The 24,185-nt window shown below is 71.5% G+C and carries 21 protein-coding genes; 5 read left to right on the forward strand and 16 right to left on the reverse strand.

The genetic code is table 11. The features are described from left to right. The 10 genes from G3I41_RS03565 to G3I41_RS03605 all read right to left on the reverse strand — a co-directional run. A partial coding sequence (locus G3I41_RS03565) for a sigma-70 family RNA polymerase sigma factor (protein ID WP_164398845.1) occupies window positions 1-821 on the reverse strand: 821 nt, incomplete at its 3' end. A 168-nt stretch (window positions 822-989) separates the two neighbouring features. Further along, complete coding sequence (locus tag G3I41_RS03570; protein ID WP_164398846.1) at window positions 990-3,116, reverse strand: glycoside hydrolase family 6 protein; 2,127 nt, start codon at window positions 3,114-3,116, stop codon at window positions 990-992. Between the two features lie 141 nt (window positions 3,117-3,257). Continuing rightward, window positions 3,258-3,458, reverse strand: coding sequence for a hypothetical protein (locus G3I41_RS03575; RefSeq protein ID WP_164398847.1), 201 nt, complete (start codon window positions 3,456-3,458; stop codon window positions 3,258-3,260). Next, a complete protein-coding gene (locus G3I41_RS03580) occupies window positions 3,455-6,211 on the reverse strand; it encodes a glycoside hydrolase family 48 protein (protein ID WP_164398860.1) in 2,757 nt (918 codons plus the stop codon). The genes G3I41_RS03575 and G3I41_RS03580 overlap by 4 nt, the downstream gene beginning before the upstream one ends. A gap of 170 nt (window positions 6,212-6,381) precedes the next feature. Then, window positions 6,382-7,929 carry an endo-1,4-beta-xylanase gene (locus tag G3I41_RS03585; protein WP_203600145.1) on the reverse strand — a complete coding sequence of 516 codons (1,548 nt, stop codon included), beginning with the start codon at window positions 7,927-7,929 and terminating at the stop codon, window positions 6,382-6,384. A 1,087-nt stretch (window positions 7,930-9,016) separates the two neighbouring features. Continuing rightward, the gene (locus G3I41_RS36295) at window positions 9,017-9,175 is read right to left on the reverse strand and encodes a hypothetical protein (RefSeq protein ID WP_203600147.1); all 159 of its coding nucleotides are present in this window, start codon (window positions 9,173-9,175) and stop codon (window positions 9,017-9,019) included. Between the two features lie 66 nt (window positions 9,176-9,241). Further along, window positions 9,242-10,192, reverse strand: a complete 951-nt coding sequence (locus G3I41_RS03590) for a cytochrome c oxidase assembly protein (protein ID WP_164398848.1) — start codon at window positions 10,190-10,192, stop codon at window positions 9,242-9,244. 118 nt (window positions 10,193-10,310) lie between these two features. Further along, on the reverse strand, window positions 10,311-11,336 hold the full coding sequence (locus G3I41_RS03595) for a 6-phosphofructokinase (protein ID WP_164398849.1): 1,026 nt from the start codon (window positions 11,334-11,336) through the stop codon (window positions 10,311-10,313). Window positions 11,337-11,503: 167 nt separating this feature from the next. Next, complete coding sequence (locus G3I41_RS03600) at window positions 11,504-12,232, reverse strand: glutamine amidotransferase (protein ID WP_073865163.1); 729 nt, start codon at window positions 12,230-12,232, stop codon at window positions 11,504-11,506. A 37-nt stretch (window positions 12,233-12,269) separates the two neighbouring features. Next, complete coding sequence (locus tag G3I41_RS03605; RefSeq protein ID WP_073968916.1) at window positions 12,270-13,508, reverse strand: MurT ligase domain-containing protein; 1,239 nt, start codon at window positions 13,506-13,508, stop codon at window positions 12,270-12,272. Window positions 13,509-13,896: 388 nt separating this feature from the next. Here G3I41_RS03605 and G3I41_RS03610 point away from each other — a divergent pair, with 388 nt between their 5' ends. After that, window positions 13,897-15,063, forward strand: coding sequence for an alanine--tRNA ligase-related protein (locus G3I41_RS03610; protein ID WP_164398850.1), 1,167 nt, complete (start codon window positions 13,897-13,899; stop codon window positions 15,061-15,063). Window positions 15,064-15,114: 51 nt separating this feature from the next. Here the strand turns inward: G3I41_RS03610 and G3I41_RS03615 are convergent, their stop codons facing one another. Continuing rightward, window positions 15,115-16,308, reverse strand: coding sequence for a right-handed parallel beta-helix repeat-containing protein (locus G3I41_RS03615; RefSeq protein ID WP_164398851.1), 1,194 nt, complete (start codon window positions 16,306-16,308; stop codon window positions 15,115-15,117). A gap of 146 nt (window positions 16,309-16,454) precedes the next feature. Next, window positions 16,455-17,132, reverse strand: a complete 678-nt coding sequence (locus G3I41_RS03620; RefSeq protein ID WP_164398852.1) for a 2-phosphosulfolactate phosphatase — start codon at window positions 17,130-17,132, stop codon at window positions 16,455-16,457. 152 nt (window positions 17,133-17,284) lie between these two features. On the opposite strand from G3I41_RS03620, the gene def reads away from it, so the two are divergent. Further along, the gene (gene def / locus G3I41_RS03625; protein ID WP_164398853.1) at window positions 17,285-17,839 is read left to right on the forward strand and encodes a peptide deformylase; all 555 of its coding nucleotides are present in this window, start codon (window positions 17,285-17,287) and stop codon (window positions 17,837-17,839) included. A gap of 16 nt (window positions 17,840-17,855) precedes the next feature. Here the strand turns inward: def and G3I41_RS03630 are convergent, their stop codons facing one another. Next, complete coding sequence (locus tag G3I41_RS03630) at window positions 17,856-18,506, reverse strand: TetR family transcriptional regulator (protein ID WP_164398854.1); 651 nt, start codon at window positions 18,504-18,506, stop codon at window positions 17,856-17,858. Window positions 18,507-18,676: 170 nt separating this feature from the next. Here G3I41_RS03630 and G3I41_RS03635 point away from each other — a divergent pair, with 170 nt between their 5' ends. Both G3I41_RS03635 and G3I41_RS03640 read left to right on the forward strand, forming a co-directional pair. Then, window positions 18,677-19,903, forward strand: a complete 1,227-nt coding sequence (locus tag G3I41_RS03635) for an acyl-CoA dehydrogenase family protein (RefSeq protein ID WP_018105241.1) — start codon at window positions 18,677-18,679, stop codon at window positions 19,901-19,903. A 160-nt stretch (window positions 19,904-20,063) separates the two neighbouring features. Continuing rightward, window positions 20,064-20,462, forward strand: a complete 399-nt coding sequence (locus tag G3I41_RS03640; RefSeq protein ID WP_164398855.1) for a hypothetical protein — start codon at window positions 20,064-20,066, stop codon at window positions 20,460-20,462. A gap of 7 nt (window positions 20,463-20,469) precedes the next feature. On the opposite strand, the gene G3I41_RS03645 is transcribed toward G3I41_RS03640, so the two are convergent. Then, window positions 20,470-20,958 (reverse strand): glutathione peroxidase, encoded by a 489-nt coding sequence (locus G3I41_RS03645; RefSeq protein ID WP_164398856.1) that lies wholly within the window; start codon window positions 20,956-20,958, stop codon window positions 20,470-20,472. Between the two features lie 35 nt (window positions 20,959-20,993). Then, on the reverse strand, window positions 20,994-21,536 hold the full coding sequence (locus tag G3I41_RS03650) for a GNAT family N-acetyltransferase (protein WP_164398857.1): 543 nt from the start codon (window positions 21,534-21,536) through the stop codon (window positions 20,994-20,996). Window positions 21,537-21,751: 215 nt separating this feature from the next. On the opposite strand from G3I41_RS03650, the gene G3I41_RS03655 reads away from it, so the two are divergent. After that, window positions 21,752-22,189: a hypothetical protein gene (locus tag G3I41_RS03655; protein WP_164398858.1), complete on the forward strand. Its 438-nt coding sequence runs from the start codon at window positions 21,752-21,754 to the stop codon at window positions 22,187-22,189. A gap of 7 nt (window positions 22,190-22,196) precedes the next feature. Here G3I41_RS03655 and G3I41_RS03660 read toward each other — a convergent pair whose 3' ends face one another. Then, complete coding sequence (locus tag G3I41_RS03660; protein ID WP_164398859.1) at window positions 22,197-23,948, reverse strand: cation:proton antiporter; 1,752 nt, start codon at window positions 23,946-23,948, stop codon at window positions 22,197-22,199. Window positions 23,949-24,185 lie beyond the last annotated feature (237 nt).

Here is a 24,185-nt window from a genome sequence, read left to right on the forward strand (position 1 = left end):
GCGTCCAGAGGCGTGCCGGCCGCGACCTCGGTCAGCCGGGGGGCACGGCCCGCCCCGGCCACGGCGAGCGGCACCAGCGCGAGGCCCACGAGCAGGCCCTCGGCCGGCACCAGCCCCGAGCCGAACCCGGAGCAGACCGTGCAGCCGCGCGCGTGCCGTGCGATGCGCTTGCGCCACAGCGGCGAGGGCGCCCCGTCCCACCCGATGAGGATGTCGTCCAGCAGGACGCACCGGGGCTGGGCGGCCAGCGCGCCCACCACCACCCGGGCGGTGTCCAGCTGCGCCTTCATCCGCTGCACGCGTACGGCGGTGTGCTCGGGCGACAGGTTCATCGCGGCGGCCACCTCGGCCCGGGTCAGCTCGCCCGCCGCCTCCAGCCACCACAGCGAGAGCAGCGCCCGGTCGTCCTCGTCCACCCACCGGGTCGCCTCGGCGACCTGCCGGCGCTGTCCGGACAGGCCGAGCCGCAGAATCGTCACGTCCACGAAGTCGGCCGCCGGATCGACCCGGTCGTGGCCGGTGGCCAGGGGTTCCACCGGGATCGCGGCGGACTGGCGGTCGCGCCAGTGCCCCCGTATCTCGTTCATCGCGATGGCCACCAGCCAGGAGCGGAAGCTCTCCGGGTTCCGCAGGCCGGGCAGGGCGCGCAGCATGTGCAGGACCGTCTCCTGCACCACGTCGTCCACGTCAGCGTGGCCGTTCAACGCGCGTCCGACGATGTTGTAGAGCAGCGGAAGACAGGACGCGACGAGTTGGTCCTTGGCGTCGCCGTCACCGGCCCGTGCCGCCTTGATCAACGCCCGTTCGCGGTCCTGGCCCATGCTGTGCTCACTCTTCCGGAGTCCTGTTCTGGCTTCACGCACACCTGGGAGATGCCGCCCGGCCGGAGACCATAACAAAAACCCGTCGCTCACTTGTACGTAAAGAAGTCCGGCCCCGCCACGGAGGTGGCGGGGCCGGACGAAGTCACCGGATCATCCGGTCACCGGTCAGGGCGCGGTGCCCCAGGAGAGCGCACCGGCCGTGTACACGCCGACCTTGGAAGCGTCGGCGAACGAGGTGCCCGTGCCGTGGCTGTAGTCGTCCGCCTCGTTGAAGTTGGACCAGTCACTCTTGTTCAGCCGCAGCTGCATCTCACCGGTGGAGGCACCGGCCGCGAGGGTGCCGCTGCCGAAGGAGACCTCCAGGTAGTGGCTGGCCCCGGCCGCCGAACCGCCCGACTTCACCGCCAGGCTCAGCTTCCCGCAGCCCAGGACCGCGTAGTCGCACGAGGTGCCGAAGGTGGAGGAGCCGGACTCGGGGGTGAACCAGTAGCGGAGCTTCACCGTGGACAGGTCCACCGCGCTGCTGCCCGTGTTGACCAGCTGGAGACCGAACCGGATCTGGTTGTCGGTCGCGGAGGAGTCGTTGTTCTTGTACTGGACCTTCAGCGCGCCCGTTCCGGTGCCGCCCCCGGCGGAGGTGGTGACGGAGAGGGCCGAGGAGGCCGCCGAGACGTTACCGGCCGCGTCCTTCGCCTTGACGGTGTAGCTGTAGGCCGTCGAGGCCGAGAGACCCGTGTCGGTGTACGAGGTGGTCGTGGTCGAACCCACCTTGGTGGAGCCCCGGTACACGTCGTAGCCGGTCACCGCCTTGTTGTCGGTCGACGCGGTCCAGGACAGCGAGACGCTGCTGCTGGTCTTCGCCGTGGACGTCAGGCCCGTCGGCGCGGTGGGCGCCTGGGTGTCGGTGCCACCGCCGGGGTTCTCACCGCTGCCGTCGATCGGCGGGTAGGCGTTGCGCACCAGCTCCTGGAACTGCGCGGAGAACCAGTGACCCGCGACCGGAGCATTCGGCAGCGCGCCCGTCTTGCTGTTGCCGTTGCGCCCGTTGCCCTCGTAGGTCGGGTCGCACATCCGGTCCCAGCCCTTGCCCTCGTCGTTCTCCTCGGGCTCGCTGTTGCCGTCCGACTCCCCCGGGGGCTTCGCCCACACGTAGGCGTCGATCCCGGCTTCGGGGGCGGCGGTGGGCCGCTCACCGATGCCGGCACCGCTCTGGTTGCACCAGTTCCCGGCGTGGATGCGCCGGTCGACGCGGCCACCGTTGACGTAGGCGTCCACGCTGGTCAGCGGACCCGCCGAGGTGGGCCGGTCGGCGCCGCCCCAGCCGTTGCGGGCGGTGTCGATCAGCATGCCGATGTTGGAGTTGAAGCCCTGGCCCACCAACTGGGTGCGCAGCGCCTGGGCGAACGTCAGCTCATCGGTGTAGTAGTTCCAGTCGATCCACTTGGACTGGCGCACGGTGGTGCCGTTCACCGAGTCGGTGATCTTGAAGTTCGGCTCCTTGAGAGCCGAGTAGTTCGCCGTGTTCACGATGAAGCCGGCCACGTCGTTGACGGTGGCACCCTCGGAGGTGGCGGCCTTCTTGAACTCCAGGCCCGCGGGGCCCATGTTGCTGTCCCAGCCGAGCCAGCCGTGGTGGGCGGCGTCGATGTAGTTGTAGACGTTGGGAATGGCACCCAGGGTGTGCAGGGCGTAGCCGACACCCTTCTCGTAGTTGCCGTTCGCCTTCATCGTCGCGCAGTCCTCGGTCGAGCCGGCCGTGCCGCCCGCGTTGGTGACGATGTTGGGCAGCGAGTCGGGCTCGATCAGGGTGACGATCCGCAGGTTCGCGTACTTCGGGTCGGCGAGGATCGCGGCGATCGGGTCGATGTATTCGTCCTTGTACCGGTCGATCTCCGTGGGGCCGAGCTCGCCGTGGGACGCCAGCGCGGCGCAGTCGCGCCCCGGCAGGTCGTAGATGACGACCTGGAACAGGTCCGCACCCTGCGCGAGGGCGGTGTCCAGGTGGCCGCGCAGGCTCCGCTTGCCTTCCGTGCCCTCGATAGCCGCGATGCGGTCCATCCAGACGAAGGCGGGGGTGTCGGCGATGGCCGCGCCGCCCGGCTCGGCCTTGGCCAGGGCGGACCAGTCCGGGTTCACGTACGCCTTGGCGCCCACGTACGGGTTGTCGACCCGGGCCGCCGCCGCGTCGGCGGTGGTGGGGATCGCCACCGCCAGCGCCGCGCCCATGGCCAGGGCGGAGGCTGCGGCCAGCCTCCGGCGCAGACCTTGCTTGATGGTGCCTCTGGTACTCATTGCGGCTCCGTGCTCCTCTCGTACGCCTGCGGAGACTCCCCGCAGACGGGTTCATGGGGGGTGCTGCCCGATGGCGGGTTCAGCGGGGTGAGTGTTTGACCCGCCATCGGGAGTGGGTGGGGTGACCGGTGGTTCAGCCGGTCACGGGGCGGTGCCCGCCGGCAGGGCGCCGTTCACGTACACCCCGGCCTTCGGTGCGTCGGCGAACGTCGTGCCGGCGCTCCGGCCGTAGTCGCCGGACTCGTCGGAGGTGGCCGAGGACGCCCCGGTCAGCATCGACGCGGCGGCCAGGACCAGTGCGGCGGCCGTCCCGGCCAGTACCGGCAGCGGGCGGCCTGTCACGGCTCGACGCCCCAGGCGAGGGCGCCGGCGACGTAGGCGCCGACCTTCGTGGAGTCGGCGTACGACGTGTTGGTCGCCCGGCTGTAGTCGTTGGCCTCGTTGAAGTTGGACCAGTCGCTCTTGTTGAGACGCAGCTGGATCTCACCCGTGGACGCCCCGGCGGCCAGCGTGCCCGCGCCGCCGGTGAACCCGACCTCCAGGTAGCGGTCGGCCCCCGTCTTCGGACTGGAGACGGCGACGACCGTGTGCGTGATGGTGGACGAACCGCGCGCGGCGTAGTCGCAGTAGGTGCCGAAGGTGCTCGGCCCGCCGTCCGCCGTGAACCAGTACCGGACCTTCACCGTCGACAGGTCGATCGGCGCGCTGCCCGTGTTCACGACCTGCAGGCCCATCCGGATCTGGTTGTCGGTCGCGGAGGAGTCGTTGTTCTTGTACTGGACCTTCACCGCGCCGGTCCCGGTCGAGCCGCCCGTCTTCGTCTTGGCGAGGACCGCGTCCGACAGCGCCGAGGTGTTGCCGCCCGCGTCCCGGGCCGCGACCGCGTAGGTGTACTCGGTGCCGGCGGCGAGCCCGGAGTCGGTGAACGTCCGCCCGGTCGCGTTGCCCGCCAGCACGCCGTTGCGGTACACGTCGTAGCCGGTCACCGCGACGTTGTCGGTGGACGCGGACCAGGAGAGCGAGACGCTGTCCTTGGTGGTCGCGGTCACCGTGAGCCCGCCCGGCGCGGTCGGCGGCTCGGTGTCGCCGCCCGGCTCCCCGCCGCCCTCCACCAGCAGCTCCGCGTAGATCGCGAAGGCCAGGGCGAGCGCGGCCTGCGCCCAGAAGCGGTGGTACGTGAAGACGGGCGCGTCCCCGCCGTCCAGGTAGGCCTGCACCTTCGGCCAGTCCGGGTCGTCCTTGTACCAGCTGCGGATGCCGATGAACGTCGAACCGGACCGGATGGGGTCGCCGTTGGGCATGGTGCCCGTCCAGCCGGACGGGATGTACACCTCGTCGTCGAACCGGTTGTAGTCCAGCCGGGTCTCCGGGACCGAGATGCCCTTGTCCGTGGTGTTCAGCGCCATCGCGTCCAGCAGGGCCTTGGCGAGGGCCGCCGCGTCCTCGTCGCCCGACTTGGCGGCGTAGTAGGTGAGCGTCTTCACATACGCGGCGCCCACGCCGACGTCGTTGGCGTAGTTCACCACCGATACGTGCAGACCGGCGTTGCTGCCGGGCGAGGCCGCGTTCCAGGTGTCCGGCTGGCCCGTCCAGTTCAGGGTGGAGGGGAAGCTGAAGCTGCCGTCGGAACCGATCGTCGTCTCGCTGGACGCCCAGGCGACCCACTTCGAGAGCACCGCCTCGGCGGTCGCGTTGCCGGTCACGTAGTAGTACGCGGCGACGCGCTCCATGCCCCACGCCTGGAAGCCGAACCAGTTGTTGCTCGCCGGGTCGTGATACACCGGCTGCCAGTCGTACGCCATGCCGTAGAAGGTGGGCGTGCCGGCCGGAGGCTTGCTGTAACTGCCCTCCCAGCTGTTGGTGCAGCCGCCGGCGAGGGCGCCCTCGCTGGACTGCAGCCAGGTCAGGAACTCCAGCTGCCGGGTCAGGCTCTTGGACCAGTCCGACTTGGCCGTCGCCGACTTGGGGGTGAGCGAGGGCACGTTGGACAGCGCCCACGCGGCGAGCGGGTTCTGGTAGCCCTGGTGCGAGGCGCTGTCACCGATGCGCCAGGCCCAGCCGCCGCCGGTGCCGGCGGACCCGCCCCAGGCGTAGTACCAGGACAGCAGGTAGTGCTGGGAGTCCCTGCCGGAGGCGGCTGGGCAGGAGTTGGGATCGGTGCAGTCGCCGATCCGCTTGAAGTACTTGTCGAACATGGCGTAGCGGAGGTAGTCGCCCATCTTGGCGGCCTTCGCCACCGACGCGGCGACCTGGCTCCCCTTGCCCTGCTCCGAGGCCCAGCGGTACGCCCAGTAGGCAGCCTGCACCGCGCGGGCGTCGGCGTCCGGCGCGTTGGTGTACTTCCACTGCTTGGCGTAGTTGGAGTCCCCGACGAACAGGTCGAGGTACCCGTTGGGGCCGCCGTACTTGAAGAGGTCGGTGGTCGGCTGCGGCACGGTCTCCCACACCGACTCCTGCGCACCGCGCTGGTAGGTGTTGATGAAGGACGCGCCGGCGCCCGGCCCGGACTCGCTCCCGGTGCCCGGCTTGTTGCCGTAGCCGTAGATGTTGTCCAGGTCCATCAGCCAGTGCATGCCGTAGACGTCCATCGTCCCGTAGGACGAGGCGAGTTCGGCCGACAGCGGGTCGCTGCCCACCGGGACGTTGCCGTTCATGGCGGAGGGGTAGCCGCTCGGCAGCGGGTGCTCGGCCGCGAAGGTCGCGGGTGCCGAGGGCTTGTACGAGTCACTGGTGGGCTGGTCGGCGTGCTGCGGGATGATGGTCTTCTCCGCGACCGCCCAGGCCGCGTTGAACGGGGCCCAGTCACCGGTCACCCTGCCGTACGCCGCCTCCAGCCACATCCAGAAGCTGACGGCCTCCGACGTCGTCTGGTGGCCGTGGTCCGGTGCCTCGACCATCAGGGTCTCGACCGAGTGGTACGGGAGACCGTCGGGGCTGAAGTAGCCGTTCGCGGCGTCCTTGATCTTGCCGTACTGGGTGAGGAACGCCTGCGTGTACGGGTCGTCGGCCGCGGCGGCCGACTTGGTCCCGGCACCGGCCTGTGCCGAGGCGGGCTTGGCGACCGCGGTGCCCTGGACCAGACCGATGGCCAGCACGCTGCCGCCGAGGGCGCTGCTGAACGTTCTACGTGATATCGACACAAATCCTCCAGTGGCGGGTGTCGTCGAGGGGGAGGGGAGGAGGGGAAGCGGTGGGGACGGGGTGCGGCGGGTTCACGTGCGGGTTCACGTGGGGGAGCGCGGGGGCCTGAGCGAGACCCCCGGGATCAGGGTTCGATGCCCCAGACCACTTCGCCGCCGACGTACACGGTGACCTTCGAGGCGTCCGCGTACGAGGCGCCGGTGCCGTGGCTGTAGTCGTCGGACTCGTCGAAGTTCGACCAGTCCGTCTTGCTCAGGCGCAGTTGCATCTCGCCGGTCGACGCGCCCGGGGCGAGGGTGCCGCTCGCGAAGCCGACTTCGAGGTAGCGGTCGGCGCCGGCCTTCGGGGTGCTCGCGGCCACCACCCGGTGCGTGATGGTGGAGCATCCGATCGGCGACCAGTCGCACCAACTGCCGTACGTCATAGCGCCGTTGTCGCCGGAGAACCAGTAGCGGACGGTCACGGCGGGAAGGCTGACCGAGGTGCTGCCGGTGTTCACGAGTTGGAGACCGGGCTTGATCTGGTTGTCACCGGCCGCGGTGTCGTTGGCGCGGTACTGGACCTTCAGCGTGCCCGGCGTGGAGCCGTCGTCGCCCCCGTCGTCGCCGCCGTCCTCGTCGCCCAGGGCGGTGCGCACGGCGGCGTACGCGGGCTTGGGGGCCAGGTTGTCGTCGTACAGGTTGGCGGCGCCCTCACCCGGGAAGGTGCTCGGCACCCAGGAGTACTTGTCCGTGTAGTCCCAGACCGTGATGCCGACGCAGCGCTCGACGGCGAGGCAGGCGTCGACCACCTGCGCGTAGTAGGAGGTCTGGGTGGTGAGCTTGGCGGCGTCCGCCGGAAGCTGCATGCGCACGTCAAGCTCAGTGACGGCGACGTCCAGGCCCAGATCGGCGAACCGCTGCATGTTCGCCTGCATCTGGTACGGGAAGCCGTACTGGGTCGCCAGGTGCGCCTGCATCCCGACCCCGTCGAGCGGAACGCCGTCGGCGAGCAGATCGCTCACGAGGTCGTACATCGCGTCGCTCTTCGCGCCCTTGCCCTCGACGTTGTAGTCGTTGATGTAGAGCTTGGCGTCCGGGTCGGCGGCGTGCGCCGCGCGCAGGGCCTTGGCGATGTAGTCCTTGCCCATCGCGTTGTAGAACGGGCTGGTGCGGAAGGTCCCGTCCTCGTTGAACGGCTCGTTCACCACGTCCCAGGCGGCCACCTCGCCGCGGTAGTGGGTGGCCTCCGCGGTGATGTGGTCGGTCATGGCCGCCTCCACCTCGGCGGAGGGCAGCGAGCTCACCCAGCCGGGCAGCTGGCTGTGCCAGACCAGGGTGTGCCCGCGCACGGTCTGCCCGTGCTCCTGGGCGAAGTCGGTGACCACGTCGCCCTTCGTGAAGTTGAACTGCCCCCGGGTGGGCTCGGTGGTGTCCCACTTCATGGAGTTGCCGGGGGTGATCTGCCCGAACTCGGAGCCCAGTTTCGCCGCGTAGGCCGCGTCGGGGAGCTCGGGGTTGTCGGTGGCGGAGCCGAAGTACCTGCCCTGGGCCGCGGCGAGGTCGTGCAGGGTGTCCTGCGGTGCGGCCGACGCCGGCCCGCCCGTCAGACCGGTGCCCAGGGCGAGGGCGCCGACCACGAGGGCCGGGAGCCCCGTGGTGCGGCGGGGCCTACAACGCTTCACCAAGCTCATGACAAACGCCTTCCTCTGCCGGGCAGCGTCGAATGTCACGGGGAGCGCGGCTGCGCCCCGTAACGCCCTTGCGGCTCAACGGCGTTGGGGGAGAAGGGGAGGGGGTGGAGTGTGCAAGTCTTGATTGTGGGAGCGCTCCCAAGGTGGCGTGGCGACAGGCACCTGTCAAGAGTTAAAGCGCAACTGGCTTACGGCCGTGTGAACGCGGCCACACGTCGAACGAACCCTCCGCCCGGCGGAGCCGGCAGCCAGGTAACCATCGGTAACCAGGTGCGGCGTGGCGCCTGGCGGTGCCCGTGACTGACGTTCGCAATCGCACGCGGGGACCCGTGCGTGCGACCGGAGCACGCGTCCGGGGCGCGTGCGTGTGGTCACCCAAAGTGAGGTGTGGCTGCCGGGCGGTGACGCGGGTCAGGGTGGGCCGGGAGGCGACTAAGCGCAGGGCAGAGGCGTGTCCGTCGGGTGCGAGGCCCATCGTCGGCCGGTGCGGCCTGGCCGGGCAGCAGGGTGCCGGCACGCCTGAGCGGACGGGGAGTGACCGGAGAGGCGGCAGCGGCGGACGCCGCATGATGTGTTTGCGGCGTTCGCACCGCCGCGCTCGGACGCGCAGGGGGACGAGGCGGGGGCCGCCGCCCTCGTGCCGGGGCCTCCGGCTCGCCGCGCCGCACGAGCCCGCTGAAGGGGCCGGCAGCCCGGAAGAGCGGCCCGAGAGCCGTTCCCCGTATGCACTGGTTCACCCTGGCGAAACGTTGCCGGGACGACCGCCTGTCGGTCTCGGGCTCGTCAGGTGACCCGGCCCGCCTGGGCGGCAGCCCGGCGTGATCGTAAGGAGGCCCGCTTCAGGCGGCGTTTGGGAGCGCTCCATCAAAGGAGTGGCGGTTGCCGGGAGACGCGGGCCCGGGCGGTGACCGCAGCCCGGTACCGGCGGCGCTCCGAAGGCCGGGAGGCCGAGCGGTTCGTACGTGTGGTGCGGGCGCGGCGCGCGAAACGCCTGCACCGGCATGGTGGTGAGCGTGGCCGCCGTCCGCGCCGACCGGGCCCGGTCGGCGCGGGCCCGAAGCGGGCAAACGCGGTCTCCGACCGCCCCTCACGTCTCCCGCGTAGCCACCATCCCGATCGTGATCAGCCCCAGGATCACCCAGCCGAACCAGAGCCAGCCGTTGCTCCCCAGGGCCACCGTGTAAGCGGTCACCGCCACCAGAGCGCCGGCGGTGAGCATTCCCATCGTCTTCGTGGATCCGGACATGCGCGCACCCTCCTCGTCGGCCGCGCGGCCGCAAAGACCATCGTCACCCGAAAGGAGGGTCCGCCGCTACTGTCCGCGCGCCTGCAACGAGGCGAGGTACGCGTTGTACGCCTGGAGCTCCTGGTCCCCGTCGCGGTCCGCCGCGCGGTCCGAGCGCTTGGCCGTCCGCTGTTCCGAGCGGTACCACTGGAACACCAGGGCCACCAGGACCACCACCGAGGGGATCTCGCTGAACGCCCAGGCGATGCCGCCCGCCGCGCTCTGGTCGGACAGCGCGTCGATGCCCAGCGAGGCCGGCGGGTCCTTGTACACCTCCACCATCGGCGTGGAGGCCATCATCAGGGCGATCCCGAAGAATGCGTGGAACGGCATTCCGGCGAACAGCTCCAGCATCCGCATCACGTAGCCGGGGCGGTGCGGACCCGGGTCGACGCCCATGATCGGCCAGAAGAAGAACAGGCCGACCGCCAGGAAGTGCACCATCATCACGAGGTGCCCGGCCGTGGAGCCCATCAGATAGTCGAACAGCGGCGTGAAGTACAGGCCGTACAGGCTGGCGATGAACAGGGGGATCGTGAACGCGGGGTGGGTGACGATCTTCATGTACCGGCTGTGCAGGAGCATCAGCAGCAGTTCGCGGGGCCCCTTCGTACCGCGCGGCGCGACCGGCAGGGCGCGCAGCGCGAGCGTCACCGGCGCGCCCAGCAGCAGCAGGATGGGCGACAGCATGCTGATCACCATGTGCTGCACCATGTGCACGCTGAACATGACCATGCCGTAGTCGTTGAGCCGGGTGCACATCACCAGCGCGATCGTCAGCACACCGATCACGAACAGGACCGTGCGCCCCACGGGCCACTCGTCCCCGCGCCGCCGCAGCCTCAGCACCCCGTACCCGTAGAGCAGCACCGCCAGGACGCAGCCGATCAGGAAGAACGGGTCCGCGGAGAAGTGGAGCCCGCGTCCCAGCGTGAACGGCGGCAGGTCCATGTCCATGCCGTGCCCGCTGTGATCCATCTGTTCACTCCCGATGGGAACGCCGGGACGTCCCCGTTTCGTGCTGGTTGTCCCGACCAGACTAGAACCGCCCCCGGCCGATCTTGCGGCCGGGGGCGGTCTCGTGTCGGGGTGTCGCTCAGAGCACGCACTCCGCCTCGGCGTACCGGGCGGCCGGGACCGTCTTCAGGGTCTCCACCGCGTGCGCGAGCGGCACCAGGGTGATGTCCGTGCCGCGCAGCGCGGTCATCATGCCGAACTCACCGCGGTGCGCCGCCTCGACCGCGTGCCAGCCGAACCGGGTCGCGAGGACGCGGTCGTACGCGGTCGGCGTGCCGCCGCGCTGGACGTGGCCCAGGATCACCGGGCGGGCCTCCTTGCCGAGGCGCTGCTCCAGCTCGACGGAGAGCTGGGTGGCCACGCCCGTGAAGCGCTCGTGGCCGTAGACGTCCGTGGCGCCCGAGGTGAACTCCATGGAGCCCTCGCGCGGCTTCGCGCCCTCCGCGACGACGACGATCGCGAACTTCTTGCCGGCCGAGAAGCGCCGGCCCACGACCTCGGTCAGCTCGTCGATGTCGAAGGGACGCTCCGGAACGACGACGGCGTGTGCGCCGGCCGCCATGCCGGAGTGCAGCGCGATCCAGCCGGTGTGGCGGCCCATGACCTCGACGATCATGACGCGCTGGTGCGACTCGGCGGTGGTCTTCAGCCGGTCCAGCGCCTCGGTGGCGACGCCGACCGCGGTGTCGAAGCCGAAGGTCACGTCGGTGGAGGCTATGTCGTTGTCGATGGTCTTCGGCACACCGACGATGGGCAGCCCCGCCTCGGAGAGCAGGTTCGCCGCCTTCAGGGTGCCCTCGCCGCCGATCGGGATGATCGCGTCGAGCCCGAGGTCGCGCACATGGCCCCGGGCCGTCTCGACGCCCCCGCGCAGATGCGCCGGCTGGACCCGGGAGGAGCCGAGGATCGTGCCGCCGCGGGCGAGGATGCCGCCCACGGCGTCCAGGTCGAGCTTGCGGTAGTCGCACTCCAGGAGGCCCCGCCACCCGTCGTGGAAGCCGATGACCTCGTCGCCGTGGTCGACCACAGCGCGGTGGACGACGGACCGGATGACGGCATTGAGGCCGGGGCAGTCGCCGCCGGAGGTGAGCACACCAATTCGCATTGCCCGGGGAACCTTTGCAACGTGGGCCGACGACCGGACCACGTCGTCCGGTTGGATCCCCGCCACCCTACCGGCGCGGGGTGGCGGGACCGAACCGGGCGTCCGCCTGCTGGACGCCGCTCATCCGAGCCGTGCGCCACTCATCGGACTACCAGTGAAATGCCTGCTCAGGCAGGCTGTGTGGCAGCCGCGACACGCTCCGCGCGCAACGCCTCGTACCACCGGTCGTCGGTCGGCGGGAGCGCGTTCACGTCGAGGGCCAGCTTGAGCAGCAGGTCCGCGATCATGGGGTTCCGCGCCATCACCGGACCGTGCATGTACGTGCCGAACACGGTGTCGTTGTACGCGCCCTCCGTGCCGTCGCCCGTGCCGTTGCCCCGGCCGAACCGCACCCGGGCGAACGGCCGTGCCGTCGGCCCGAGGTGCGTGACGCCCTGGTGGTTCTCGAACCCGGTCAGCGGCGGAAGGCCCAGCTGCGGATCGATGTCCGCGAGCACGTCGCCGACGCACCGCGCACCCTCGCCGCGCGTCGAGACCACGTCCAGCAGACCGAGGCCCTGCTCGCGCTCACCGAGATCGTTGATGAACTCGTGGCCGAGGATCTGGTATCCGGCGCAGACCGAGAAGATGATCGCGCCGTTGGACGCGGCCCGGGAGAGCCCGCCGTCACGGCGCAGCCGCTCCGCCGCGAGCCGCTGCGGCCGGTCCTCGCCGCCGCCGATCAGGTAGATGTCGCCCGACGTGGGCACCGGCTGGTCGCTGCGCACGTCGACGCGCGCCACGTCCAGGCCGCGCTGGCGGGCCCGGCGCTCCACCACCAGGGCGTTGCCCTGGTCGCCGTAGGTGCTCAGCAGGTCCGGGTACACCCACACCAGCCGCAGGCTGTTGTTGCTCATGCTTCGTCGTCCTCTCCGGAGGGGCCCGGGGCCGGGGTCAGTTGCCGACACGGCGGCGCAGGTCCTGGAAGGCGGTGTAGTTGGCGATGACCTCGATGCGCCCGGGCGGAGCCTGCTGCACGGCCTCGTCCAGGTTCTCGCAGACCCGGAAGTCGAGCCCGGCCACTTCGAGGCGGACCGCGAGGTCCAGCTTGCGGTCGCCGAGCACGAAGATCGGGTGTCCCGCGAGCTGCGTGTAGTCGACGTCCCACAGCCACGAGGTGTCCGTGCCGTCCGCGCCGCGCGCGTTCACCGACAGGATCACCGGGGTCGGCGGCGGGTCGATCAGCGAGAACGTCTCCAGCCAGCCCGCCGGGTTCTTCGCCAGCAGGAGCCGCAGCTCACGGCCGAGGAAGCTCACCACGTCGTACCGGCCGGCGACGGCCTGCACCTGGTACATGCGCTCCAGCGCGACCTGCGGCGGCACCCCGAAGACGGCGGCGACGGCCGCCGAGCTGGTGGCGTTGGCCTTGTTGGCGCGGCCGGGGAGCTGGAGGTGGATCGGCCACGCCGAACCGTGCGGGTCGAGCACGTAGTCGCCGTGCAGCACCCAGCTCGGCGGCGGACGCCGGAAACCGCACTCGCCGCAGAACCAGTCGTCGCCGGGGCGCTGCATGACCCCGCCGCAGGACGGGCAGGACCAGGCGTCGTCCTTCCACGCCTGTCCGGCCGCGACCCACACCACGTTGGGGGAGGAGGAGGCCGCCCAGACGATCAGCGGGTCGTCGGCGTTGGCGACGATCACGGACTTGGAGCCGGACAGCCCCTCACGCCACTTCTCGGCCAGCATCCGCGTCTCCGCGGCCCGGTCCAGCTGGTCGCGCGAGAGGTTGAGGAGCGCGATCACCTTGGGCGTGGTGTCGCGGGCCACCCCGGCGAGGTACTTCTCGTCGACCTCGATCACGCCGTACTGCGCGTCGGACCCGCCGGCCAGCGCCGACGTGATGCCCGCGGGCATGTTGGCGCCGAGCGCGTTCGACACGACCGGGCCCGCGGCGCGCAGCGCCTCGGCGATCAGCCGGGTGGTGGTCGTCTTTCCGTTCGTCGCCGAGACGAGGATCACGTCCAGGTGCTGCGCCAGCCGCCCGAGCAGGTCGGGGTCGAGCTTGAGCGCCACCCGGCCGCCGATCACCGACCCGCTGCCCCGCCCGGCCGCCCGCGACACCGCCGCAGCGGCCTTGCCCGCCGTCACGGCCAGCTTGGCCCGCGGCGACAACGGCTCCGTGTTGCCTGCCATCGTCCTAGATCCTCCTTGCATCGGTCCGCCGCCCAGCCTATCGATGTCCGGCACCATGACCGCACGGCGGCACCGTCCGGCACGTGGAGTTCCCGTGGAATGGAGGACGCGTGAGCGGGCCGTCGCGTTCTCCACGGGCCCGCCGGCGACGGAATCCGGGTGCACGGGCGGCCGGGGCCGCGTTACCGTCGGCGTATGGACGTCAACGGCATCACCACCACCGCGACCGCGCGAGCGACCAGCTCGCCGGTTGCCGCCGTCTGACCTTCCCTTCCCCCGGCGACCGGAAACGGTCCGTCGGTGGTGCCGCGGTGATTCCTCCCCGGCCGGGTGACCGAGCGGTCCCGTTCTCCGGCGCCTCCCCGCCACCCGCGAAGGAGCCTTCCCCGTGGAAACCGAACAGCTCGCCCGTATCTTCCTGGAGTACTTCGAGGAGCGCGGCCACCGCCGCGTCACCGGCTCGACGCTGCTGCCGCCGCCCGGAGACCCCGTGCTCTTCACCACGTCCGGGATGCATCCCCTCACCCCGTACCTGGAGGGCCGCCCGCACCCGCTGGGCAGCCGGCTGGTCAACCGGCAGCGCTGTCTGCGTACCACCGACCTGGACGAGGTCGGCGACGCCACCCACCTCACCGTCTTCGAGATGCTCGGCAGCTGGTCGTTGGGCGACTACGAGGGCCCGCGCAGCCTGGCATGGGGATACGGGCTGTTCACCGAGGGCCTGGGCATCGATCCCGGCCGGCTGCACGCCACGGTGTACGCCGGGGACGAGCGGACCGGGCGCGACACCGCCTCGCTGCGGGTGTGGCAGGAGCTGGGCGTCCCCGTGGAGCTGACCGTCGAGGACAACTGGTGGTCCAACGGGCCGACCGGGCCGTGCGGTCCCGACTCGGAGATCTTCCTGTGGAGCGGCGAGGGGCCGCCCGTGTCCACGCCCACCGGGGACGACCGCTGGGTGGAGGTGTGGAACCACGTCACGATGAGCCACCGCAGGCTCGACGACGGATCGCTGGTGCCGCTCCCGCGGCGCAATGTCGACACCGGGCTCGGACTGGAACGGCTGGCCTCGCTGCTCCAGGGCCGGCGCTCGGTGTTCGAGTGCGATGTCTTCGACCCCTGGCGCCGGCTGGTACCGCCCCTGTGGCCGCTGGACGAGCCCTCGCTGCGGCTGGTCTGCGACCACCTGCGCTCCGCCGTCGTCGTCATCGGCGACGGGGTCCGCCCGGCCGCCACCGGGCGCGGGTACGTACTGCGCCGCCTGCTGCGACGGGCTCTGACCGTGCTCCGGCGCGAGGACTCCTCGCGCACGCTCGGCGATCTGCCGCCCGAGCCGGTCCGGCACACCCTGGACCACTTCCGTCAGGACGTGGAGCCCGGCGAGGTGCTGCGCGTGCTGGCCGACGAGGAGCGCCGGTTCGACCGGCTGCTGGAACGCGGACGGCAGGTGCTGGCCCGGCCCCGGTTCCGCGGGACGCTGACGGAGGAGGACCTGCGCTACCTCCACGACACCCACGGGCTGCCCCGCGACCTGGTCACGGCCCTGCGCGAGGAGTGAGACGGCGGCGGTGCCGGGGCTGCCCGCCCCGGCACCGCCGTTCGCCGGGTGTTACGGAGTGACCGCCGTGCCGCCGAAGGACACGACCAGGCGGCCGTCGGAGGCGAACGACCAGTCCATGGCCCCGTCGTAGGCGGAGCACCGGGAGCCGTTCGAGCCGGTCCAGAACTGGTTGGAGCCGTCCGCGTCGCCGACGGTCTTGTCGTTGGAGCCGTCGCCGCTGCGGCAGGAGGTGTTGCCCCGGAACACCGAAGTGCCCTTGTCGAAGGAGAAGTTGCGCTCCTCGTTGTCGATGCCGACGTTGTCGGACACGGTCATCGAGCCGGGGTTGCTGTTGTACGTGAAGCCGTGGTGGCCGTTGTTGTAGGCGATGTTGCGCCGCACGATGTGGTTGACCTTGATGCCGTCGCCGCCGAGCTTGAAGCCGTTGCGGTCGCCGTCCTCGTTCACCGTGCCGTCGGAGAGGGTGCCGTTGTCGTAGCTGAGGGAGTCCTCGATGGTCACCGGGCCGATGGGGCCGGTCTCGGTCTTGGTGTAGAGGTCCCAGCCGTCGTCGATGTTGTGGTGGGAGACCGTGTAGCGGAAGACGTTGCCGGGGCCCGCGGTGAGCTTGGCGGCGAACCCGTCCGCGTCCTCGCCGTCGGAGTCCGCGTTGTCGTGGGACTCGGAGCTGAGGACCAGGTTGTTCGCCGGCCACTCGTCGTCGGGGGTGTCGGAGGAGATCCGGGAGATCTGGAGCCCCGAGTCGTGGTTGAAGCGGGTCACGACGTGCTCGACGACGTTGTCGCTGCCGCCGACGAAGATGCCGTTGTCGCCGGCGTGCTCGACGGTGAGGCCGTCGATGTGCCAGTAGTCGCCGTTCACCGCGAGTCCGCGGTTGGCGGGGTCCTCGCTCATCTCCGAGAAGTTCAGCACCGGGTGCTCGCCCGGGTAGGCGGCCATGGTGGTGCGGGCGCCCGATGTGCCGTCGTTGCCCGGCGGGATGGTGACCGTCTGCCCGTAGCGGTACGTGCCGCCGCGCAGGTAGATCGTGCCACCGGCGTTCACCCGGCCGATCGCCGAGGCGAGCGTGGTGGGGTCCGACTCGGTGCCGGGGGCGTCGGCGCTGCCGTCCGGCGCCACGTACAGCGCTGCGGCCGCAGGGGAAGCGTTTTCCTGACCGGGGGCGGCTTGTGCGGTGGTGCCCAGGGCGGCGAGTGAGCCGACGAGCAGGCCGGCACATGCGAGAACAGGCTTGAGCTGCATCTTCTACTCCAGGTGGGGGGAGTGGGCCGGACGGGCTGCCGCCCAGCGTGGTGCAAGCGCTTTCCATCGACCGTAGAGTGACGCCATGGGCACGTCAATGGTCATGCATGTATTCGGTAGTCGGATATGTGAACGGCGAGGCGTCTCTACGTGAAGGTGTGCGGGCGCAGCACCATGAGGGAGTCCTCCGGCGTCGCCACCATGGCGAAGGGGAACCGGTCGAGTTCGAGGCAGAGCGCCACGTCGTCGGGGTGGGACCCCGCGCGGACTCCCTGCGCCAGCTCGGCGGCGGCACGCGAACCACCGGCCCGCCGCAGGTACGGCCCCGCGTCCGCCGCCTCCCCGGCCGCCCGGCGCGCGATGTACTGGGCGCACGCCAGGTCCTCGTCGGCGCGCCCGTCCTCCCCGGTGACCACGAACGTGACGTCGTCGCAACCGCGTTCCCGCAGCAGCCGCGCCGTCGCCTCCGCCACCACGAAACCGGCGCACAGCACCAGGGACGCGTCCTTCACCGCGAGGGCGCCGACCGTTCCCGCCGTGGTCTTCTGCACCACGGTCCGGCCGCCCAGCTCCTGTGTGCGCAGCCGCCCCGGTGAGTTGACGGCGTCGAAGCCGCGCGCGGGCGCCCCGTCCTTGAGGGCCACCCAGTCCGGGTGGCGGCCCTTGAGCGCCAGCGCCTCGTCCAGCGAGCCGGCGAGCACGATCTTCTCCGCGCCCCGGGCGAAGGCCCAAGCGGCCACGGTGCAGGCGCGCATGACGTCGACGACGACCGCCACGGAGGGGGTCGCGGGCAGCTCGGCGATACCGAGGAAACGGGCATCCATCCGCCCATGATCGCCCACGGCCGGCCGCGCCCGTCCGGCAGGTGGTGCGGCCGACGGCCCGGAAAGGCTGCCCGGGTGAGCACGACCAGGGCGTTGACGCGGGCCCGGGCATGGCCGTCCGGCGTCTCCGGGGCCACCCCGTGGAACGTACGATGAGCGCCATGCGCAACCGCCCGATCCCCGGCAGCTCCGGAATCGTCCGCACCATGAGCCTGCTCGGCGACCCGGTCCTGCACGCGGCGTGCGAACCGGTCACGGAGTTCGGCGCCCCCCTTGCCCGGCTCGTCGAGGACATGTTCGCCACGATGTACGAGGCGCGGGGTGTCGGGCTCGCCGCCAACCAGATCGGTGTGCCGTCACGGGTGTTCGTCTTCGACTGCCCCGACGACGAGGACGTGCGCCACCTCGGGCACGTGGTGAACCCGGTCCTGGTGGAGGCGGACGGGGTCACGGTGCGCGGCTCCGAGGGCTGCCTCTCGCTCCCCGGCCTGGAGGCCGGTACCCCGCGCTTCGACCACGCGGTGGTCGAGGGTGTCACCGTGACGGGCGAGCCGGTCCGGATCGACGGCACCGGATTCTTCGCCCGCTGCCTCCAGCACGAGTGCGACCACCTGGAGGGCCGGGTCTACACCGACCGGCTGACCGGGCTGCGCCGGGCCAGGGTGCTGCGCGCGGCCCGCCGGGCGCCCTGGGCGCGTACGGGCTGAGCCGGCCGGTGGCCCGTCAGAAGCCGGGCCCGTCCGCGCGGTCGCCCGCCGCGGCCAGCCTGCCCCAGAGGAGATCGGCGAGGCTGCGGACCAGCTGTTCGCGCGAGCAGGGACGTTCGCCCAGCCACCAGTCACCGGCCGCGTGCATCATGCCGACGATGCCGTGCCCCCAGATCCGGGCCATCGTCTCGCTGTCCGGGCCGAGGTCCACCCGCTCCGCGATCACCGTGGCCAGCTCCTCGCCCAGGCGGCGCAGCAGCGGTGCGGAGTGCCGGCCGACGTCGAAGCCCTGCTCGGGGGAGGGGGCCGAGTCGTCGGACGGGTGCATCAGGAAGCGGTAGACCTGGGGGCGGGCCTCGATCGCCGCGAGGTAGGTGTCGAGCGTCGACTCGACCCGGGCGCGCCGTTCCGCGGGGGCGTCGAGCGCGGCGCGCAGGGCGCTCAGCAGTGCGTCGGTGTGCCGTTTGGCGAGGGCCCGGTAGAGCCCGCCCTTGTCGCCGAAATGCCGGTAGAGGATGGGCTTCGTGATGCCCGCCTCCGCCGCGATGGCGTTCATCGAGGCCCCGGGGCCGTCCCTGAGCACCACGCGGTCGGCGGCTTCGAGCAGCTCCCGGCGGCGGCGCTCGGCCGTGGTCCGCTGGCGCTCGGCCTGTCGTGTGGTCCCCATATCGTCTCTCCCACCCCTGACCGTGCCTGTCCGTCGTGCCTGCGCAACGTAACACCCTGCCCGGCGGGGTGCGGATGGCGTCTCATGCGGTTGACACTGGCTACTTGCCGGTAACAGACTGGTGTTACCGCAAGTAACGAAGCGCTTCGACGCAGTACGTGGAGGGGAACATGGCCGAGTTCACGCTTGAGCTCAACGATGACCAGAAGCAGGTCCGTGACTGGCTCCACGGCTTCGCCGCGGACGTGATCCGTCCGGCCGCTTCGGAGTGGGACGAGCGTGAGGAGACGCCCTGGCCCGTCATCCAGGAGGCGGCGAAGGTCGGGATCTACTCCCTCGACTTCTACGCCCAGCAGTTCTTCGATCCTACGGGCCTCGGCATCCCGATGGCCATGGAGGAACTGTTCTGGGGCGACGCCGGCATCGCCCTGTCGATCGTCGGTACGGGCCTGGCGGCCGTGGGCGTCCTCGCCAACGGCACCGAGGAGCAGATCGGCACCTGGATCCCGCAGATGTACGGGGACGCCGACGACGTGAAGGTCGCGGCGTTCTGCTCCTCCGAGCCCGACGCCGGTTCCGACGTCGCCTCGATGCGCACCCGCGCGGTGTACGACCAGGCCAAGGACGAGTGGGTGCTCAACGGCACCAAGACCTGGGCGACCAACGGCGGCATCGCCAACGTCCACGTGGTCGTCGCGGTCGTCGACCCGGAGCTCGGCTCCAAGGGCCACGCCTCCTTCATCGTCCCGCCGGACACCCCCGGCCTCTCCCAGGGCCAGAAGTTCAAGAAGCACGGCATCCGCGCCTCGCACACCGCCGAAGTCGTCCTGGAGGACGTGCGCGTGCCCGGACACTGCCTGCTCGGCGGCAAGGAGAAGCTGGACCAGCGCCTGGCCCGCGCCCGCGAGCGGGCCGCCACCGGCGGCGAGCGGGTGAAGAACGCGGCGATGGCCACCTTCGAGGCGTCCCGCCCGGCCGTCGGCGCCATGGCGGTCGGCACCGCGCGGGCCGCGTACGAAGTGGCGCTCGACTACGCGAAGACGCGGACCCAGTTCGGCCGCCCCATCATCGACAACCAGGGCGTCGCCTTCCAGCTCGCCGACATGCGGACCCAGATCGACGCCGCCCGGCTGCTGGTCTGGCGCGCCTCCTGGATGGCCACCACCGGCAAGCCGTTCGAGTCGGCCGAGGGCTCCATGTCCAAGCTGTACGCGAGCGAGACGGCCAAGAAGGTCACCGCCCAGGCGGTCCAGATCCTCGGCGGCAACGGCTTCACCCGTGAGTACCCGGTGGAGCGCATGCACCGGGACGCCGCGATCTACACGATCTTCGAGGGCACCAGCGAGATCCAGCGCCTGGTCATCGCCCGCACTCTGTCGGGCATGCCCATCCGCTGACCGCGTCGCGCGACCCGTCCGGGCGCCCTCGGCCCCCGTCCCACCGGCACGTTCCGGGGGACGGGGGCCGTGGTCGTGGAGCACTCGCGATGGTGTGCACCTGCCATGTGGCTGTAGATTCCCGGTGGAGATCGTGACCGGGTGATGGAGGGAGCGGGGCATGGTGAGAGCCGGTGCGGGACGGATCGCGCTGACCGCGGCGGCGGCCTTCGGGCTCGTGGTCACCGTGCAGACGACGGCGCACGCCGAGCCCCGGACGGTCGAGGCCGTCTTCGGCGGCTACGGCGAGTGGAACGCGGACCCGTACGGCTCCGCCCCCGGCGACTCGATCCGTGCCTGCGACACCGTCGCCGACGGCTGGAGCATCGAGGTGAAGCTGGACATCGGGCGGGACGGCACCTGGGACCGCACCGCCACCACCCGCGGCCACACCTCGCCGTACTGCACGCCGTGGAGGACCGGCAACATCAAGGAGGGCACCCCCGTCCTCGTCCAGGTGGCGAACGTGGGCGGCGATGCCACCTACCCCAAGGGCTCCGTGCTGCTCAGCCGCGCCTGAGCACGTGCTACGCCGGCAGCTGCGCCTCGATCGCCGCCACCAGCTCGGGCGCGTCCGGCTCCGTGCGGGGACGGATGCGGGCGACCGGCTCGCCCGCCGGTGAGATGAGGAACTTCTCGAAGTTCCACTGAATGTCCCCGGCCTCGCCCTCGGCGTCCGCGAGCCGGGTCAGCTCCACGTACAGCGGGTGCCGGCCCGCACCGTTCACCTCGGTCTTCTCCAGCAGCGGGAAGCTCACCCCGTACGTCGTCGAGCAGAAGGTCTCGATCTCCTCGGCGGTCCCCGGCTCCTGCCCGCCGAACTGGTTGCACGGCACACCGAGCACGGTGAAGCCGCGGTCCCCGTACTCCTTCTGGAGCCGTTCCAGACCCGCGTACTGCGGGGTCAGTCCGCACTTCGATGCCACGTTCACCAGCAGCACGGCCCGCCCGCGGTAGTCGCCCAGCGACGTCGGCTCGCCGGTGAGGGTGCGCAGCGGAATGTCGTACAGCGTCATGGATGTCTCCTCGTCGGTCTCTTCCCGGCCCATTCTCACCCCACGGGCACATCGGCGACGCGGCCGACCGCCTTGTAGTAGAAAGTCGTCGGCTTCAGGACCCCGTCGGGGCCGGCCGCGTAGTCCGGTACGGAACCACACTCCGTCCACCCCTCCGCGCGGTAGAGCCGCTCCGCGGGGCTGCCGCTCTCGGTGTCCAGGACCAGGAGCGTCACGCCGTCATCGGCCGCCGCGCGCTCGGCCGCGGCCAGCAGCTCACGGCCGAGCCCGCGCCCGCGCGCCGAGGGGCGGACCATCAGCTTGGTCACCTCCGCGCGGTGGTGGGCGTTGGGCAGCGGTGCCCGGACCAGGCCGATGGTGCCCGCGACGCGCTCCCCGTCCCGGGCGATCCACGCCCGAAGCCGCCCCGCCTCCACGGCCGCGGCCCGGGCGCGCCACCACTCGGCGGCGGCCTCCCGGTCCAGGGGCGCCAGGAAGCCCACGGACGAGCCTCCCTCGACGGTCTCCACCAGCAGGGCGGCCAGCTCATCGGCGTAGGTAACCAGCTCGGGGCCGGACACCGGGACGATCTCGGTCATGAGGGAGGTCCTTCCGTGGGAAGCCGGGCCGCATCCCCGCGCGGGCCGGCTGCGACGTGATCCTAAGCGGGCGTCCGGCGGGCAGCGGACGGGGCTGTGGTCAGCCCGCTGCCCGCCGGACTGCCGGACACGCGTCCTCGTGACACTCTGGAATCGGAACGTCCGGTTCACCTTTGGCCCACGCCGGGCGACCGTGCCAGAAAAGGAGGCCCGACATGGCCAACACCGGCAGCGCACCGGCGGCATCACGCGGCACCGACGGATCACACCATCCCGCCCGTACGGGCTGGACCGCGTTCGCCGCGGTCCTCATGATCTTCGGTGGTGCCATGGCGATCTTCCAGGGGATCGCGGCCATCGCCAAGGACGACGTGTTCGTCGCCACGCGCAACTACGTCTTCGAGTTCAACCTGACGGGCTGGGGGTGGATCCACCTCATCCTCGGGATCGTCATCGTCCTCGCCGGCTGCGCGCTGTTCACCGGCGCCTTCTGGGCGCGGGCGGTCGGCGTGGTCCTCGCCGGGCTCGGCGCACTGGCCAACTTCCTGTGGCTGCCGTACTACCCGCTGTGGTCCATCGTGCTCGTCGCCATCGACATCTTCATCATCTGGGCGCTCTGCGCGGGCCCGGACCACCACCGCGCGAAGGCCTGACGGGGCCTCACGGCTCCCTCAGCAGAACCAGCGTGTCGCCCGGAGCCGGCTCCGGGCGACCGCTCTGTGTGACCGGGACGAGCCGGCCCTCCGGCCGCACCACGAACAGCACGTGCTCCCCGGGCGCCGGCGGGCCGCCCGCCGGCCGGGTCACCACCCGCGCCCCGGCCTCGTACTTCCGGGTGATCTCGGGCCGGGTGAGACCGGACCCGAACAGGGCCGCACCGTCGGTGTACGGGGCCACCACACCGTGGTTCGCGGAGGGCGGGGCCAGCCTGCCGACCTCCCCCTCGACGCTCTCCCGGAGTGTGACCGACGCCAGCGCGTTGAAGTCGTCCTCGCCGGTGAGCAGCAGCACCGAGGTGATCCCCTCCAGCTCCGCACCGGTCCCGGTGGCCGAGGCGAACAGCTCGCCGGGCGCCAGCTTCAGTCCCGCGGCCGTGATCCGCGCCCGTTCCTCGTCCGCGCCCGCCCACATCAGCACGTCGAGCCCGGCCGCACTCAGGGCGCACGCCAGGTCCACCGCCCAGGGTGCCCCGCCCACCAGCAGCGGCCGGGACCGGGCGGGCCGCAGCACCCCGAGCCGCCGCGCCGCCGGGAACGCCGTCAGGCCGTAGAGCGTCACCGTCGCCACGATCACCACGAAGGTCGCGGGCAGGATGCGCTCCGCACCGGCGATGTGGTGCCCGGCCAGTTCGGCGGAGAACGTGGAGGCGGTGGCCGCGGCGACGATGCCCCGGGGCGCCATCCAGCCGATGAACCACCGCTCCCGCGCGGGTACGTCGGTGCGGGCCGCCGCGAGGTGGGCGATGAGCGGCCGGGTCACCAGGACCAGGAGGGCGGTCAGCGCGAGTGAGGGCAGCACCACGTGCCGCAGCGAGGCCGGAGTGACCGTCGCCGAGATGGAGACGAAGAGCAGGCCGATGACCAGGGAGACCAGCGTCTCGAAGAACGGGCGGCGCGCCGGGAGATCGAGGCCGGGCAGATTGGCCATGGCCATCCCCATGACGACGGCCGAGATCAGCCCCGTGTCGTCGCGCAGCGCGTCGCAGGCCGCCGCCACCCCGACCACGGCGGCCAGCTGGAGCGACGTCTCCAACTCCTCGCTGAGCCGCACCCGCCGCAGCACCAGCCACAGGACCGCCGCACCGGCCGCGCCCGCCCCCACGCCCACCGCCGCGCTCGCCAGGAAGTGCCCGAGCCCGCTGCCGAACCCCGACCGGTCGTCCGCCACGATCCCGTGGAAGACGAGCGCCCCCAGAATGCCGCCGACCGGGTCGATCAGAGCGCCCTCCCAGACGAGGATGCGCCGCAGCCGCTCCGTGGGCCGCACGAAGGCGAGCAGCGGTCCCACGACCGTCGGACCCGACACGACGAGGATGGCCGCGAGCATGACCGCCGCCTGCGCCGACATGTCCAGCACGGGTACGGCGAAGAGCGCGGCGGACACCAGCGTGAGCAGCGCCCCCAGCCACAGCAGCCGGATCACCACGCGCCGGTTGTGTCCCCTGAGCCGCTTCAGGTCCAGGCCCAGCCCGGCGTCGTACAGGATCACGGCCACCGCCAGCGACACCAGCGGCGAGAAGGCCGGGCCGAGCAGCCGTTCGGGATCGATGTCGTCGGTGAGCGTCCCGGCGGTGAACCCGGCCGGCAGCAGTACGAGCAGCGCCGGCACCCGCAGCCACCTTGCCAGCAGCTGCGAACCGACCGCGAGGACCACGATCAGCCCGAGTCCCACGTACACCTGGTCCGCCGTCATCGACCCGCCTCCTCCGGCGCACCCGGGCGCCGGACGCGACCCGCACAGCAGCGCGCGCGACCACCTTCCGTGCCGCCGCCCGGCCGGGACACCGGGGCTCGCCCCAAGGGGCGCACCCGGTGGCCGGGATCGCCCGGACGGGCTATCCGCCGAGGTGGGGCGGCACGAGGAGCGTCCGCCTCACCGCCGGACGCGGAGTGCCGGCCCCGGCCGCACCCCGAGCGCCGCCCCCGGCCG

The organism is Streptomyces sp. SID9727 (assembly GCF_010550605.1).
In the GTDB taxonomy this organism is placed as follows: Bacteria; Actinomycetota; Actinomycetes; order Streptomycetales; family Streptomycetaceae; genus Streptomyces.

Bases quoted from the DNA above. Each gene is read 5' to 3' on its own strand.
- G3I41_RS03635 (WP_018105241.1), top strand. From the start codon at position 18,677: ATGGCCGAGTTCACGCTTGAGCTCAACGATGACCAGAAGCAGGTCCGT.
- G3I41_RS03620 (WP_164398852.1), bottom strand. From the start codon at position 17,132: ATGGATGCCCGTTTCCTCGGTATCGCCGAGCTGCCCGCGACCCCCTCC.
- G3I41_RS03595 (WP_164398849.1), bottom strand. From the start codon at position 11,336: ATGCGAATTGGTGTGCTCACCTCCGGCGGCGACTGCCCCGGCCTCAAT.
- G3I41_RS36295 (WP_203600147.1), bottom strand. From the start codon at position 9,175: ATGTCCGGATCCACGAAGACGATGGGAATGCTCACCGCCGGCGCTCTG.
- G3I41_RS03655 (WP_164398858.1), top strand. From the start codon at position 21,752: ATGGCCAACACCGGCAGCGCACCGGCGGCATCACGCGGCACCGACGGA.
- G3I41_RS03640 (WP_164398855.1), top strand. From the start codon at position 20,064: ATGGTGAGAGCCGGTGCGGGACGGATCGCGCTGACCGCGGCGGCGGCC.
- G3I41_RS03605 (WP_073968916.1), bottom strand. From the start codon at position 13,508: ATGGCAGGCAACACGGAGCCGTTGTCGCCGCGGGCCAAGCTGGCCGTG.
- G3I41_RS03585 (WP_203600145.1), bottom strand. From the start codon at position 7,929: ATGAGCTTGGTGAAGCGTTGTAGGCCCCGCCGCACCACGGGGCTCCCG.
- G3I41_RS03570 (WP_164398846.1), bottom strand. From the start codon at position 3,116: ATGAGTACCAGAGGCACCATCAAGCAAGGTCTGCGCCGGAGGCTGGCC.
- G3I41_RS03630 (WP_164398854.1), bottom strand. From the start codon at position 18,506: ATGGGGACCACACGACAGGCCGAGCGCCAGCGGACCACGGCCGAGCGC.
- G3I41_RS03600 (WP_073865163.1), bottom strand. From the start codon at position 12,232: ATGAGCAACAACAGCCTGCGGCTGGTGTGGGTGTACCCGGACCTGCTG.
- G3I41_RS03590 (WP_164398848.1), bottom strand. From the start codon at position 10,192: ATGGATCACAGCGGGCACGGCATGGACATGGACCTGCCGCCGTTCACG.
- def (WP_164398853.1), top strand. From the start codon at position 17,285: ATGAGCGCCATGCGCAACCGCCCGATCCCCGGCAGCTCCGGAATCGTC.
- G3I41_RS03645 (WP_164398856.1), bottom strand. From the start codon at position 20,958: ATGACGCTGTACGACATTCCGCTGCGCACCCTCACCGGCGAGCCGACG.
- G3I41_RS03650 (WP_164398857.1), bottom strand. From the start codon at position 21,536: ATGACCGAGATCGTCCCGGTGTCCGGCCCCGAGCTGGTTACCTACGCC.
- G3I41_RS03615 (WP_164398851.1), bottom strand. From the start codon at position 16,308: ATGCAGCTCAAGCCTGTTCTCGCATGTGCCGGCCTGCTCGTCGGCTCA.
- G3I41_RS03660 (WP_164398859.1), bottom strand. From the start codon at position 23,948: ATGACGGCGGACCAGGTGTACGTGGGACTCGGGCTGATCGTGGTCCTC.